Below are 12,880 nucleotides of genomic sequence, written 5' to 3'. Positions count from 1 at the left end.
ACTGGCCGGGTCGGCCGCCAGCCTGTACCGCGACCCGGCGCGGGCACAAGACCGCCCGCCCGGGGCGTGCGCCGGGAAACCGGTACCGGTCGCACACGCATGACGGTCCGCCGGTTGCGGTATCGCATGGAAGGGTCCTGCTCAACGGGCTGCTCAACCGGCTGCTCACCGGGTTGGTCGAGGCGCTGCGCGCAGGACCGCTCGAAGGGCTGCGCGAAGGCTAGGGGGTGGATCGACGTGTCGTCCCGGCTCCGCGTGGTCGCCCGGTCGATCACGGCGGTCGCGGTCACCGCGGCCTATGCGGCGCTGCACCTGCTGGTCAACGTGGGCATGGGCGAGCAGGTGCGCGGGAGCAGGGTGGGGGCGTGGTGCTGTGGGGCGGTCGCCCTGGCGCTGCTCGGGCCCGCCCTGTGGCTGCGCCACCGCCGCCGGTCCGGGGTCGCCGAGATCGTCGCGCTGGTCAACCGGTACGGCACGCCGCAGCCGAGCCGGCGGCGCGCCGTCCGGATCGCCCAGGCCGCCGGCTGCGTGCTGTCCGGGGGCGGAGCCCTCGCCGTCGCGGCGTCGGAGCGGAGCGAGGGACTCCCGCCGAGGGTGTCGCTCCTGCTGCTGGTCGGCGGTGCGGCGGCCGCGGGGGCCGGACTCGTGGTCCTGCGCCGCACCCGCCCGTACGCGGCTCGCGGGGCCGCCCAGGCGCTGCTGCGGGACGGCCGCAGACCCGTGCTCTACCTGCGCAGCTTCGACGACGAGGCCGCCGCCAGGGAGGACGCCCGGACGGCGGCGGGCCTGCGCACCCGGGAGGTGCAGTTCGCCGCCGCGCTGGGCGCCGTGGGCCCGGTGATCGCGGTGGGACGGCCGGGCGAGACCCTGCCGCTCCTGGGCGCCGCCCGGTTCTACCTGCCGCTCGACGACTGGCAGGGCACCGTGCGGCGGCTGATGGACCTGTCCCAGCTGATCGTCCTGCGCCTCGGGCCGGGGGAGGGGTTGCGCTGGGAGATCGGGGAGGCCAGGGCCACGCAGCCGCCGGCGAAGCTGATCCTGCTGGCCCCGCGCGGCCTGCCGGAGCTGGCCGGGGAGTTGAACGAGAGCCTGCCCACCCCGCTGCTGCCCAGGGAGCTGGTCGCCGGCGGGCACTGGATCGGAGCCGTCATCACCTTCGACGGCCAGTGGACCCCGCGGGTGTTCCCGGTGAAGGAGCGCCGGGGCCCGGCGGCGTGGCGGTGGATGGCCCGGTCGGGCATCTCCTCCCCGCCGACGCCCACGGTGCACCTGGCGCACACCATCCACACCGCCCTGACGGCCGACGGGAGGCGGCAGCGGGCGATGGCCTGGCGGGCTCAACTCGCCACGAGGAAGGCGGACCTGGTGGTCGCGGGGCTGGCCCTCGCGCTGGTCCCGCCGGGGTGGCTCGGGTACCGGATCCTGCAGTTGGCCGGCCGCTGGTGAGCCCGGCGGCGCGCCGCAGCGCCCCGCCGGGCCCGGAGCCCGGAGCCCCGAGGCGTCAGTACGGCTGCACCAGGACGTGCGCCGCGCCGGGGATGCCGACCTTCAGCAGCTCGTCCTCCTCCGGCGTGGTCGGGGTGCCCGTCTCCTGCTTGAGGACGGCCCGCGACAGGGCCTGGACCCACATCGCGCGCGGGCGGCGGCGCTCCTCCCAGGCGGCGAGGGCGGCCGGGACGGAGTCGGCCTCGTCCAGGCTCAGGGCGAGGACGAGGGCGTCCTCGACGGCCATCGCGGCGCCCTGGGCGAGGTGCGGGGTGGAGGCGTGGGCGGCGTCGCCGGCCAGCACGATCCGGCCGACGTGCCAGGGCTCCTCGACGGTGACCTGGGAGATCCGCGAGTAGACCACGGCGGCCGGGTCGGTGACCTGCGCCAGCGCCCCGGCGATCGGGCCGCCGAAGCCGGCCAGCCGCTCGCGCAGCTGCTCGTGGGCGCGCTCCGGGTCCGGGCGGAAGTCCTCGGCCTCGGCGAAGACCGAGCCCAGGTACATCCGCTCCGCGCTGATCGGGGTGAGCAGCGCCTTCGCCCTCAGGTTGCCGGAGGACATCACCACGCCCCGAACCTCGGGCGAACGCGGCATCGTGACCCGCCAGTTGGCGAAGCCGGTGTACTCGGGGAGGTACTTCTCGCCGTACAGCCGGCGGCGCAGCGGCGAGCCGATGCCGTCGAAGCCGACGACCAGGTCGTAGCGGCCGGCGTGCCCGTCGGTGAGGGTGACCTCGACGCCGTCGGCGTCCTCGGCCAGGGTGTCGATGGTGGTGCCGAAGCGGACGGTGACGCCCGCCTTCGCGGCGGCGTCGGCGAGGACGCGGGCCAGCGCGGGGCGCGGTATGCCGTTGTTGGAGGGGGCGTCGCCCATCCGGGGCTGCGGGATCTTCGCGAGGGTGGCGCCGGCCGGGTCGCAGATGGTCAGCATCTCCCACTCGAAGCCGACGGCCAGGCAGTCCTCCAGGACGCCGATCTCGCGCATCACGTGCAGGGCGTTGGACGGCTGGATGATGCCGACGCCGAGGGCCTCCAACTGCTCGCGCAGCTCGGCGACGTCGACCTGGTGGCCGCGCTGGGCGAGGGCGGTGGCGAGGGTGAGGCCGCCGATGCCGCCGCCGTGGACGAGGACGCGCAGGGGTCTGGTCATGAGGGTTGCTCCGTAGGGAAGTTCACGGGAGGTCCGGCCGGGGGAGAGGGGACGGCTCAGCCGGCGGGCGTGGCGGCGAGGTCCATCAGGTGGTCGACCAGGGCGAGCAGCAGGTCCCGCCCGAAGGCGCGTTCGCGCACGTCCCCGAGCAGCATCGGCACCTGCGGGTCGAGGTCGAGCGCGGCCCGGATCTCGTCGGGGGTACGGGTGTTGGTGTTGTGGAAGCAGTTGATCGCGACCACGAACGGGATGCCCCGGCTCTCGAAGAAGTCGATGGAGGCGAAGCTGGTCTCCAACCGGCGGGTGTCGGCGATGACGATCCCGCCGAGGGCGCCGTTGACCAGGTCGTTCCACATGAACCAGAAGCGTTCCTGGCCGGGCGTGCCGAACAGGTAGACGACCAGCTCGGGGCTGATCGTGATCCGGCCGAAGTCGAGCGCGACGGTGGTGGTGGTCTTCTGGTCGATGCCGGCCAGGTCGTCGATGCCGACGCTGGCCCGGGTCAGGTACTCCTCGGTGCGCAGCGGGGTGACCTCGCTGACCGAGCCGACCAGGGTGGTCTTGCCCACGCCGAAGCCGCCCGCGATCAGGATCTTGACGGCCGCCGGGGCGACCGGGGCGGCGGGGGAGCCGACGGCGGAGTGCGGTGTTGCCATGTTCAGAGTCTCCGGAGTCCTTCGCGTACGGCCGTGAGCAGGCCGAGGTCCACGCCCCCGGCGGCCCGGGCCACCGAGAGCGGCGCCCGGGCCTTCAGCAGGCCCTGGGCGACCAGGTCGCCCAGCAGGATCTTGGTGACCGAGACCGGGAGGTCCAGGTCCGCCGACACCTCGGCGACGGCGATCGGGTGCCGGCAGAGGTCGAGGATCAGCCGGTGCTCGGGCTGCAGGCCGCGAGCGCCGGCGCGGTTGCCCCGCGCCAGGGCCGCTTCGGCCTTCTCCTCGACCGTGGTGAGCACGGTGATGAGGGTGAGGTCGTCCCGCTCGGGTGCGGTCCGGCCGCGGGTGATCGTGTACGGGCGCACCATGCTGCCCGACTCGTCCTCCGCTTCCTCCTCCAGCTCGCTCCAGTGCGGCACCGCGCCGCGCCGCCAGCGGTCGTCCCGGGCCTCCCGGTCGGACCGCGGGTCGGAGGTGGGGCCGGACTGCGGGCCGGCCTGCCGGCCGCCGTCGCGGCCGTCCCCCCAGGCGTCGTTCCCGTACGGTTCCACCCGGGTCAGCCCCGGGTCCGGGCGGCGAAGGCGTCGAAGGAGGCGGGGGCGGCGGGGGCACCGTCGTGGCGGACCGGGGTGGTGAGCTTCTGGCCGACCTGCTGCACCAGGGTGTGCATCGCGACGGACATCACCTCGGCGTCCACCTCCTGGGAGGCGACCACGGCCAGGTGGGTGCCCTGGGCCGCGGCGATGACGAACAGCCAGCACTCGGCGAGCTCGACGATCACCTGGTGCACCGGGCCGCCGTCGAACAGCGCCCCGACCCCGCGGGCCAGGCTCTGCTGGCCGGTGGCGACGGCGGCCAGGCGCTCGGCGTCGGCCCGCTCGATGGTGCGGGAGTGGCTGACCACGAGACCGTCGTCGGAGAGCAGGACGGCGTTCCTGGTCCCGGGCACCGAGTCGACGAGTCCGTCCAGCAGCCAGTCCAGGTCCTGGTGGGTGGCGATCGTGCGGTTCATGACTGCTCATCCGTTCGTGTGGTTCGGGAGTCCGCGGCCGCAGGGGCCCAAGGGGACGGGGTGGGGGAGGGGGCCGGCGGGGCGGCGGGCAGCGGGTGCTCGCCGCTGTCCTGGGCCCGGGCGGCGCGGGACTGGCGCTGGAAGGCGCCGATCGCCGCACCCGAGCGCCGCACCGGGCAGTCGGTGCGCTGGAACGGGCCCGCGGGCGTGGCGTCCTCGGCGGACCGCTCGACCCACTGCGGCTCGTCCGGCGGGGGCACCCGCAGCTCGGCCGCCAGGCTGGCCTGCCGGACGCGCTGCGGCAGCGGGGGCTGGCCGCCCTCGGCCGGGCTGAACGGCACCGAGGTCTGGTACTCGCGATGCTGCCGCCGCTCGGCCAGCCGGTAGTGGTCGGCCGGGCGGTACTGCTCGTCGGCGTACGGGGCCTCGGCCTCGGTGACCTGTGCGTAGGCGATGTCGGGGTAGGCCGGGGCGTCCTGGACGGGCGCCGGGTCGGCCGGGGAGCTGTGCTCGATCGGCTGCTCCGGCTGGAAGGACGGCTGAGCGGCCGGGACGGGCTGCTCCACCCCGTAGGACGGCTGCGGGGCGTGGGAAGGTTCAGCGCCGTACGACGGTTCGGGCGCGTACGACTGCTCCGGGCCGAAGGACTGCCCGGCCGGGTACGCCGGGTGGGGCTGCTGCGCCTGGTAGGGCTGCTGCTCCGTGGGGAACGGCTGCGCCGCCTGGTAGGGCTGCTCCGCCGGGAACGGCGCCGGCGGCACCGGAACGTCCTGGAGCGTGGTCTCCGACCCCTCGCCCACCCCGGCGTCCGCCGAGGGCAGCCGCAGCGGCACCCGCACCGGCAGGGGCATCGGGGCCGGCTCCGGCTGAGGCAGTGGCACCGGAGCGGCCTGCGGGGCGAAGTCGCCCTGCGCGAAGGAGTCCACCGGCGCGACCGGCGGACCGGTCGGCACCGGGGCCGGCGTCTCGTCGGAGGCCGAGCGCACGGCCCGGCGCGAGCGGCGCACCAGCGGGATCGGCTCGGTGGCGGTGCCGCCGGCGCCGTCCGGCAGCCCGGTGTCGCCCTCGATGACCAGCTCGTCCGGGATGAGGACGACCGCCCGGGTACCGCCGAACGCGGACGGGCGGAACTCGACCCTCAGCCCGTGCAGGGAGGCCAGCCGGGCGACCACGTGGAAGCCGAGGCGGATGTCGTCGGCCCGGGCCAGCACGTCGGTGCGCGGCGGGCGGCTCATCAGCTCGTTGGCCGCGTCGTACTGCTCCGGGTCCATGCCGAGGCCCCGGTCCTCGATCTCGATCGCCAGCCCGCGGCCGACCACGGCGGCGCGCACCTCGACCGGCGTGGGCGGCTTGGAGAAGGTGGTGGCGTTCTCCATCAGCTCGGCGAGCACGTGTGCCACCGGGCCGACGGCCCGTTCGGAGAGCCACGGGTGGCCCTCGATGTCGATCGAGATCCGGCGGTAGTCCTGGACCTCGCCCTGCGCGGCGCGCAGCACGTCCAGCAGCGGGACGGGCTTGCGCCAGCGCCGCTGCGGCTGGCCGCCGGCCATGATGACGAGGTTCTCCTCGTAGCGGCGCAGGCGGGCGGTGAGGTGGTCGAGGTCGAAGAGGCCCTCCAGGACCTCCGGGTCGTCGTGCTTGCGCTCCAGCTCGTCCAGCTTGCGCAGCTGGCGGCCGATCAGCAGCTGGGTGCGGCGGGCGATGCGCTGGAGCAGCCGCTCGAAGCCGCGGTGCTGCTCGGCCTGGCCGACGGCGGCCTCCAGGGCGGCGGAGCGGGCCAGGTTGAGCGCCTGGCCGAGCCGGGCCAGCTCGTCGGTGCCGCTGCCGTGCGGGCCGTCGGTGACGGCGCGGCTCTCGGCCTCGACGTCCACCTGCTCGCCGCGGCCGAGGCGGTCGACCACCTCGGGCAGGGTGCTGCGCATCTCCTCGGCCTGGGTGTGCAGGTCCTTGATGCGGCGGCGCAGCGAGCGGCTGAGCCGCCAGGAGGCGATGACGACCGCGACGACCGTGATCAGGCCGATGACGGTGGTCAGCACGACCCGGGTGAGCATGCCGATGATGGCGCCCTTGGCGACCTCGATGACGCCGTTGGTACGGTCCTCGATGGCCTTGACCAGCGGCGGGTTGAGCCCGTCGAGGGCCTGGCGCCACTGGTCCTGGGTCGCCGGGAGCTTGACGGTGCCGGCGGCGTCGGCGGCGGTGGGCTTGAGCAGCGCCTGTTCGACGGCGGCCTTGGCCTGCCAGGACGGGCTGTTGACCAGCTCGTGCCAGGCCGGCGCCTCGGTGTCCGGGATGTACGGCAGGACCTGGACGTTGAGCAGGTGGTCCTGGGAGCCGATCAGCTGCTGGACCTGCTGGTAGTCGGTGGCGGACAGCCGCCCGGTGGGCCAGCCGCGGGCCAGGATGGCGTCCTCGCGGGAGAGCATCTCCTTGGCCCAGAAGGAGTTGACCAGGGTCTTGGACAGCCAGGTGACCTCGCCGGTGTCGACCCGGCTGAGCGCGGTGAACAGCCGCAGGTCGACGCTGATCAGGTCGGTGTAGTAGGCGTAGACGCTCTGCTGGTCGGTGGTGGCGCGGTCGACGGCGGCACGCTGCTCGGCCAGCTTGCCCATGGCCTGGCGGGCCTCGACGACGGCGGTGCGGATCTCTTCGGGGGCGTTGTCGGCGGTGGCCCCGGAGAGGGTCTGGAACTGCCGCACGGCGTCGTCGGTCAGCCGGCGCTGGTGGCGAAGCTGGTCGGCGTTGGAGCCGGGACGGGCGAGTGCCTCGGCGCTGAGCCGCCGCTCCTCCTGGAGGTTGTAGTACACGATGTTGGACGGCTGGCCGGCCTTCTGCGCGATGGTGGCCTGGTCGGCCAGTCGCTGGAAGTCGGCGATGGTCTCACCGCTGGTCACGGCCCAGAGGGCGACCAGGGCGATGCTGGGGATGACGGCCAGGACGAGCAGCGCCGTCCGCAGGGACAGGCGTGGACGCCTGCGGGGGCCCTTCGGCGTCGGGGGCCGCCGATTCGCACGCGCGCGCAGAGCTGACTCCTTGGGGCTGGCGGCCGGCCGGTGAGGGGCGGGCCGTCCGGGGCACGGGTTTTTGACGAAGCGATATTAGTCATACCGTGTGATTAGAGTGAAAGCCCGTTCGCCGCCTGGGTCGGGCTTGCGCACGCGGTGGGCACAATGTCATTCAACCGTTGACGGTATGTATGCGGAGCAGGCGGCTCCCGACTCGCTTGATGCAGTGTCAATGAGACGCGCGGCCGGTGGATGGCCGGGGTGTGAAAACTGTGTGACGCCTCGCCGGGAAGAGTTCGGCCGGGCCCGTCGGCGCGGCGTCGAACGCGCGGCGAGGTCCTCCTCGATGCCCCCCACGGGTGTGCGAGCGGTGCCGGACGGCGCCGTCGGACGCCGCCCGGTGCGGACGGCATGATGGGCCGATGACCTCCATCCTCCCCGCACGCAGTCAGGCCGTCGCCGAGGCCCTGGCGGCGGCCGGCGTCCCCGGCGAGATCCGTGTCCTGCCCGACTCCGCCCGCACCGCCGCCGAGGCCGCCGCCGCGCTCGGCTGCGACGTCGGCGCCATCGCGAACAGTCTGGTGTTCATCTGTGATGGCGCGCCATTGCTGGTGATGACCAGCGGTGCCCACCGGGTGGACACCGTTTACCTGGCCCGCCAGTTGGGCACCGGCCCGATCGAGCGCGCCACCGCCGCCCAGGTCCGCGAGGCCACCGGCCAGGCCATCGGCGGAGTCGCGCCGACCGGCCACCCGGCACGGCTGCGCACCGTGGTCGACACGGCGCTCGAAGGCCACGAGGTGCTCTGGGCAGCCGCGGGACACCCGCACACCGTCGTGCCGATGACCTTTCGGCAGTTGCTGAACGTGACGGGCGGGGCGCCGGCCCCGGTGGTGGCCGAACAATCGTCCGGTCCGATCGACTCAGAAGCTGCGCATACGCTCAGTGGGCGGATACTGGAGTAGTGGGACGAACCGACCGGGCGTCGCCGAGAGGCCACCGGAACGGTCCGACCACCGGCAACGGCCTCCAGTTCTCGCAACCCCGCCGTCGGTGCGGGTCGCGGGTGCGTAAGGAGCGCCGACGCGACGAGAGAGAGAAGCCGTGATGAGTTACTTCGGTCGTCGAGGAGACAGGGACGGCGGTTACGGCGGCGGTTTCGGCGGCGGTTACGGCCGTGGTTTCGGCCGAGGCCGTGACTTTGACCGTGGTCGTCGTTTTGACCGTCGTGGTTACCGCCGTCGTTTCGGTTTCGACTGGTGGTGACGGTGACTTCGGCCAGGACTGCACCCGATAGTCCCGACTAGCACCATCACAGGGGTCGGCGGTGCGACCGCCGGCCCCTCAACCTGGGGCGACGCCGCCTCCGCGCGGAGGATGACGGGTCCCCAGCCCGGAACGACGGGTCCACGCCCCGGAACGTCGTTTCCGGATCCCGGAACGACGTCTCCGAGAGCAACGGGTCATGTCCATGCGCGATGTGACGCCCCCGGGTGACCGGGTGGCCTCCAAGGTCTCCAAGATCTCCAAGATCTCCAAGGCCTCCAAGACATCGAAGGCCTTCAAGGCCGACGACCACGGACCGGTGGCGGAATCGCCGGTCATCCCGCTGCGGGTGCTGGTCCGCCGGTTCTGGCCGTGGGTGCGTCCCGACGCGCGCTGGCTTCCGGTGAGCGCGGCCCTGCTCGTCCTCGGCGCCTTCGGCGAGATCGTCTCGGTCTGGTTGTTCAAGGACCTCATCGACAACGTCCTCGTCCCACGGAACTTCGCCGAATTCTGGCCGCTCGCCGCCCTCATGCTCGCGGCGTCCATCGCCGCCGGGGTGCTCACCTTCGCCGGCAGCTACGCCAGCACCTGGATCGCCGAGCGCTACATGCTGCGGCTGCGCACCGACACCCTCGCCCACCTGCACACCCTGCCCCCCGACACCCTGGAGACCCGCTGGCGCGGCGACGTGGTGGCGCGGCTCACCTTCGACATCGCCGAGATCGAGCGGATGGTGGCCACCGGGCTGGTCGATGGCGCCGTCGCCTTCGTCAGCCTGCTGCTGTTCACCGGCGCCGCCTTCTACCTGAGCTGGCCGCTCACCGTGGCCGCGCTGCTGGCCGCCCCGCTGTTCGTCCTGTCCAGCACGCTGTTCGGGCGCGTCATCCGGCGTCGGGAGCGGCGGGTCCAGCGCCGCGCGGGCGGGGTCACCGCGCTACTGGAGGAATCCCTGCGCAACGCCACCGTGACCCGGACCTGTGGCCAGGAGAGCCGCGAGGTCGAACGGGTCCACCGGGAGGGCCGGGCCCTGCTCGACGCAGAACTCGCCGCCGCCCGGGTCTCCGGCCTCTACCAGCCCTTCCTCGGGGTGCTGCAGCTGCTGGCCGGGCTGGCCGTGGTGGGCGTCGGCGCGCTGCAGGTCATCCGCGGGAACCTCAGCCTGGGCGGTCTGCTCGCCTTCGCCGCCTTCATGGCCCAGCTGTTCGAGCCCGTCCAGCAGCTCGCCGCCCTCATTCCACTGGCCGGCGCGGCCTGCGCCTCGGGCGAACGCGTCCTGGAGCTGCACGACCTCCGCAGCCCGGTGCAGGAGCGCCCCACGGCCCGGGACACCGGCCCGGTCCAGGGCCGGATCACCCTCGAGGGCGTCCGCGCCGCCTACCCCGGCGCCACCGGCGTCCCCGGACCGCCGGTCCTCGCCGACCTGGACCTCGACCTGCTCCCCGGGGAGACCCTGGCCGTCGTCGGGCCCAGTGGCAGTGGCAAGTCGACCCTCGCCAAGCTCCTGGTCCGCTTCCTCGACCCGCAGGCCGGCGCCGTCCGCCTCGACGGGCAGGACCTGCGCGACCTCACCCTCGCCTCACTGCGCCAAGCGGTCACGCTGCTGCCGCAGGAGGCCCCGCTGTTCCACGCGAGCATCGCCGACAACATCGTGTACGGCCGTCCGGACGCCCCGCCCGCCGACATCGAACGCGCCGCCCGCATCGCCGGGGCCCACGGGTTCGTCACAGCGCTCCCGGAGGGCTACCGCACGGTGATCGGCGCCGACGGCTTCCAGCTCTCCGGTGGGCAGAGTCGGCGCGTCGCCATCGCCCGGGCCTTCCTGCGCGACACGCCCGTGGTGATCCTGGACGAACCCACCAGCGGCCTGGACCCGCACACCATCGAGCAGCTCGTCCCCGCGCTGAGCCGTCTGATGGCCGGGCGCACCACCCTCCTGATCACCCACGACCGGGCCCTGCTGCCGCTGGCGAACCGCGTGCTCACCCTCGGTGCACGGGAGGCCACCCGCTGGGACGCCGGGCCGGGCGGCGCCCCCGGCGGCGGTCCGGCCGGCCGGCCGGTCGCTCACCCGAATGGCTCAACCCGGAGCCGTGGCCGCAGGAGCCCTGAGCCTGAGCCCGGGCCCGGGCCCGGGCCCGGGCCCGGGCTCTGACCCGGGCCGTGGGCTCCGGGCTGTGCGCCTTCGCGCCCGAGCGCCGAGCCCCTGGTGCCGGGCCGCCGTCCCGGCCGGAGATACTGCCGCCATGCTGTTGACGTGGATCGCCGAGCTGGCCGAGGAGCCGCTGGCACTGGAGCCGGACGACCACCCGGTGGAGTGGGAGACCAACACCTGGTGGCTGAACGCCGAGGTCGAGGACCGGCAGGAGCCGGCCGTCCGGCCGTTCCCCGTCTGGGTCCGTGTCGTCGGTGCCGTCGGTGTCGCGGGTGCTGTCGGTGACCCCGGTGGCCCTGACCTCGGTCCGGACGGAGCCGCCGCGCCGGGGGACTACGCGCCCAGGTAGTGCAGGACGGCCAGGATGCGGCGGTTGTAGTCGGTGGTGCGGGGCAGGTCCAGCTTGTCGAAGACGGCGTTGAGGTTCTTCTCCACCGCACTCTGCGAGACGTGCAGCCGCTGCGCGATGGCGGCGTTGGTCCAGCCCTGGGCGAGCGCCTCCAGGACGCTGCGCTCGCGCGGGGTGAGCCGGGCCAGCGGGTCGGTGCGGGTGGTGCGTACCACCAGTTGGCGGACCACCTCCGGGTCGATCACCGCGCCGCCCGCCGCGACCCGCACCAGGGCGTCCAGGAACTCGTCCACCTCGGCCACCCGGTCCTTCAACAGGTAGCCGACCCGCTCCGCGCCGGCGTCCAACAGCCGCGCCGCGTAACCGCGTTCGATGTGCTGGGAGAGCACCAGGACCCCGACCTGCGGCCACCGCTCGCGGATCTCCACCGCCGCCCGCAGCCCTTCGTCGGTGTGGGTCGGCGGCATCCGGATGTCCACCACCACGATGTCCGGCGGCTGCTCCGCCACCGCCACGGTCAGCGCCGTCGCGTCGCCGACCGCGGCCAGCACCTCGTGCCCCTCCTCGGCGAGCAGTCGGACCAGGCCCTCCCGCAGCAGGGTCGAGTCCTCGGCGAGGGTCACGCGCATGGCAGCTCCGCGGTGATGACGGTCGGCCCCCCGGCGGGGCTGTGGACGTGGAGGGTACCGTCCAGCGCGGCGACCCGCCCGCGCAGGCCGGTCAGGCCGCTGCCCGTCGGGTCCGCGCCACCGCGGCCGTCGTCCTCGACCCGTACGGTGAGCAGGGTGGCGGTCCCCTCGACCCGGGCCGAGATCGCCGAGGCGGCCGAGTGCTTGGCCGCGTTGGTGACGCACTCGGACACCACGAAGTAGGCGGCGGTCCGCACGGGTTCGGGGAGCGGACCGGCCACCTCGTAGCGCAGCCGCAGCGGGATGGCGCAGCGCTCGGCCACCCCGCCCAGTGCCTCCTCCAGCCCCAGGGTGTCCAGCGCCGACGGGTACGCCCGCCAGGCCACCTCGCGCAGCTCGGTCAGCAACTCCTGCGCCTCCCGGTGCGCCTGGCGCAGCAGCGCCTCCGTCCGCTCCGGGTCCCGGTGGCGGTCCAGGCCGCGCCGCGCCCGGCCGAGCAGCATCGCCAGCGCCACCACCCGCTGCTGCACGCCGTCGTGCAGGTCCCGCTCGATCCGCCGCCGCTCGGTGTCCACCGCTCGCACCACCGCGGCCCGGCTGTCGGCGAGTTCGGCGATCCGGCGGCGCAGCAGCTCGGCCTCGGACGGCCCGAAGCACTCCCGCGCGCTCCTGGCGTCCAGCGCGGCCAGCGAGAACAGGCCCTGCACAGCCAGGAAGAGCAGCACCCCGCCGAGCAGCACCTGGGTCGCCAACTCCTCCCAGCCGAGCGAGCCGCGCAGCACCCCGCCGACCAGCAGCACGGCCAGGGCCAGCCCGAAGACCAGCAGCCCCAGCACCACCCCGGCGACCAGCCCGCCGCCGCTGCGCACCACCAGGTAGCGCAGCAGCCTGCCCTCGTCCGCCCGGTAGTGGCGCGGGAAGCGGTCGCCGAAGAACGCGCTGCGCCGGGCCCGCTCCAGGGCGGCCAGTCGGCGCACCCCCGACAGCAGGCCCGGCGCCGCGTACGGGCGGGTGCGCGGCCAGAGCAGGAACGGGCCGAGGACGGCACCGGCCAGCAGCAGGTACAGCGCGGCGAGGACGGCGCTCGGGCAGCCGAGCAGGAAGCCGGTGGCGCGGCGCGGCCATGACGTGGTGTCTGTTCCATCCCCCTGCACGGGGTCCGAGCTTACGGGGGCG

The 12,880-nt window shown here is 74.2% G+C and carries 11 protein-coding genes; 4 read left to right on the top strand and 7 right to left on the bottom strand.

Annotation, left to right across the window (positions count from 1 at the left end; genetic code table 11):
• The first annotated feature begins 237 nt into the window (after nucleotides 1-237).
• Complete coding sequence (locus ACGF13_RS11935) at nucleotides 238-1,446, top strand: transferase (protein ID WP_392872342.1); 1,209 nt, start codon at nucleotides 238-240, stop codon at nucleotides 1,444-1,446.
• 55 nt (nucleotides 1,447-1,501) lie between these two features.
• Here ACGF13_RS11935 and ACGF13_RS11930 read toward each other — a convergent pair whose 3' ends face one another.
• Genes ACGF13_RS11930 through ACGF13_RS11910 form a run of 5 tightly spaced genes read right to left on the bottom strand, consistent with a single transcriptional unit; the run spans nucleotide 1,502 to nucleotide 7,197 of the window.
• Complete coding sequence (locus ACGF13_RS11930) at nucleotides 1,502-2,635, bottom strand: FAD-dependent monooxygenase (protein ID WP_392872339.1); 1,134 nt, start codon at nucleotides 2,633-2,635, stop codon at nucleotides 1,502-1,504.
• Nucleotides 2,636-2,691: 56 nt separating this feature from the next.
• Nucleotides 2,692-3,291, bottom strand: coding sequence for an ATP/GTP-binding protein (locus ACGF13_RS11925; protein ID WP_392872336.1), 600 nt, complete (start codon nucleotides 3,289-3,291; stop codon nucleotides 2,692-2,694).
• Nucleotides 3,292-3,293: 2 nt separating this feature from the next.
• Nucleotides 3,294-3,842: a DUF742 domain-containing protein gene (locus ACGF13_RS11920; protein ID WP_392872334.1), complete on the bottom strand. Its 549-nt coding sequence runs from the start codon at nucleotides 3,840-3,842 to the stop codon at nucleotides 3,294-3,296.
• 5 nt (nucleotides 3,843-3,847) lie between these two features.
• Entirely contained in the window at nucleotides 3,848-4,303 is a 456-nt protein-coding gene (locus ACGF13_RS11915; protein ID WP_392872331.1) for a roadblock/LC7 domain-containing protein, read from the bottom strand.
• On the bottom strand, nucleotides 4,300-7,197 hold the full coding sequence (locus tag ACGF13_RS11910) for a nitrate- and nitrite sensing domain-containing protein (protein WP_392872328.1): 2,898 nt from the start codon (nucleotides 7,195-7,197) through the stop codon (nucleotides 4,300-4,302). Before ACGF13_RS11910 ends, ACGF13_RS11915 begins: the two co-directional genes overlap by 4 nt.
• A 533-nt stretch (nucleotides 7,198-7,730) precedes the next feature.
• On the opposite strand from ACGF13_RS11910, the gene ACGF13_RS11905 reads away from it, so the two are divergent.
• The 3 genes from ACGF13_RS11905 to ACGF13_RS11895 all read left to right on the top strand — a co-directional run bounded on the left by ACGF13_RS11905 (nucleotide 7,731) and on the right by ACGF13_RS11895 (nucleotide 11,075).
• Nucleotides 7,731-8,273 carry a YbaK/EbsC family protein gene (locus ACGF13_RS11905; RefSeq protein ID WP_392872326.1) on the top strand — a complete coding sequence of 181 codons (543 nt, stop codon included), beginning with the start codon at nucleotides 7,731-7,733 and terminating at the stop codon, nucleotides 8,271-8,273.
• A gap of 500 nt (nucleotides 8,274-8,773) precedes the next feature.
• Nucleotides 8,774-10,726 (top strand): ABC transporter ATP-binding protein, encoded by a 1,953-nt coding sequence (locus ACGF13_RS11900; RefSeq protein WP_392872323.1) that lies wholly within the window; start codon nucleotides 8,774-8,776, stop codon nucleotides 10,724-10,726.
• Nucleotides 10,727-10,817: 91 nt separating this feature from the next.
• Nucleotides 10,818-11,075 carry a hypothetical protein gene (locus ACGF13_RS11895; RefSeq protein ID WP_392872320.1) on the top strand — a complete coding sequence of 86 codons (258 nt, stop codon included), beginning with the start codon at nucleotides 10,818-10,820 and terminating at the stop codon, nucleotides 11,073-11,075.
• Here ACGF13_RS11895 and ACGF13_RS11890 read toward each other — a convergent pair.
• Nucleotides 11,060-11,704 carry a response regulator gene (locus ACGF13_RS11890; RefSeq protein WP_392872317.1) on the bottom strand — a complete coding sequence of 215 codons (645 nt, stop codon included), beginning with the start codon at nucleotides 11,702-11,704 and terminating at the stop codon, nucleotides 11,060-11,062. The genes ACGF13_RS11895 and ACGF13_RS11890 overlap by 16 nt on opposite strands.
• A complete protein-coding gene (locus tag ACGF13_RS11885) occupies nucleotides 11,695-12,858 on the bottom strand; it encodes a sensor histidine kinase (RefSeq protein WP_392872314.1) in 1,164 nt (387 codons plus the stop codon). Before ACGF13_RS11885 ends, ACGF13_RS11890 begins: the two co-directional genes overlap by 10 nt.
• Between the last annotated feature and the right edge of the window lie 22 nt (nucleotides 12,859-12,880).

It is taken from the genome of Kitasatospora sp. NPDC048286, from assembly GCF_043201735.1.
In the GTDB taxonomy this organism is placed as follows: Bacteria; Actinomycetota; Actinomycetes; order Streptomycetales; family Streptomycetaceae; genus Kitasatospora.
Note: the sequence above shows the minus strand (reverse complement) of the source record. Positions and strands in the feature narration are given on the sequence as shown.

Excerpts from the sequence above, each read along its gene's own strand:
- ACGF13_RS11930 (WP_392872339.1), bottom strand. The coding sequence starts at position 2,635 with ATGACCAGACCCCTGCGCGTCCTCGTCCACGGCGGCGGCATCGGCGGC.
- ACGF13_RS11925 (WP_392872336.1), bottom strand. The coding sequence starts at position 3,291 with ATGGCAACACCGCACTCCGCCGTCGGCTCCCCCGCCGCCCCGGTCGCC.
- ACGF13_RS11915 (WP_392872331.1), bottom strand. The coding sequence starts at position 4,303 with ATGAACCGCACGATCGCCACCCACCAGGACCTGGACTGGCTGCTGGAC.
- ACGF13_RS11905 (WP_392872326.1), top strand. The coding sequence starts at position 7,731 with ATGACCTCCATCCTCCCCGCACGCAGTCAGGCCGTCGCCGAGGCCCTG.
- ACGF13_RS11900 (WP_392872323.1), top strand. The coding sequence starts at position 8,774 with ATGTCCATGCGCGATGTGACGCCCCCGGGTGACCGGGTGGCCTCCAAG.
- ACGF13_RS11895 (WP_392872320.1), top strand. The coding sequence starts at position 10,818 with ATGCTGTTGACGTGGATCGCCGAGCTGGCCGAGGAGCCGCTGGCACTG.
- ACGF13_RS11890 (WP_392872317.1), bottom strand. The coding sequence starts at position 11,704 with ATGCGCGTGACCCTCGCCGAGGACTCGACCCTGCTGCGGGAGGGCCTG.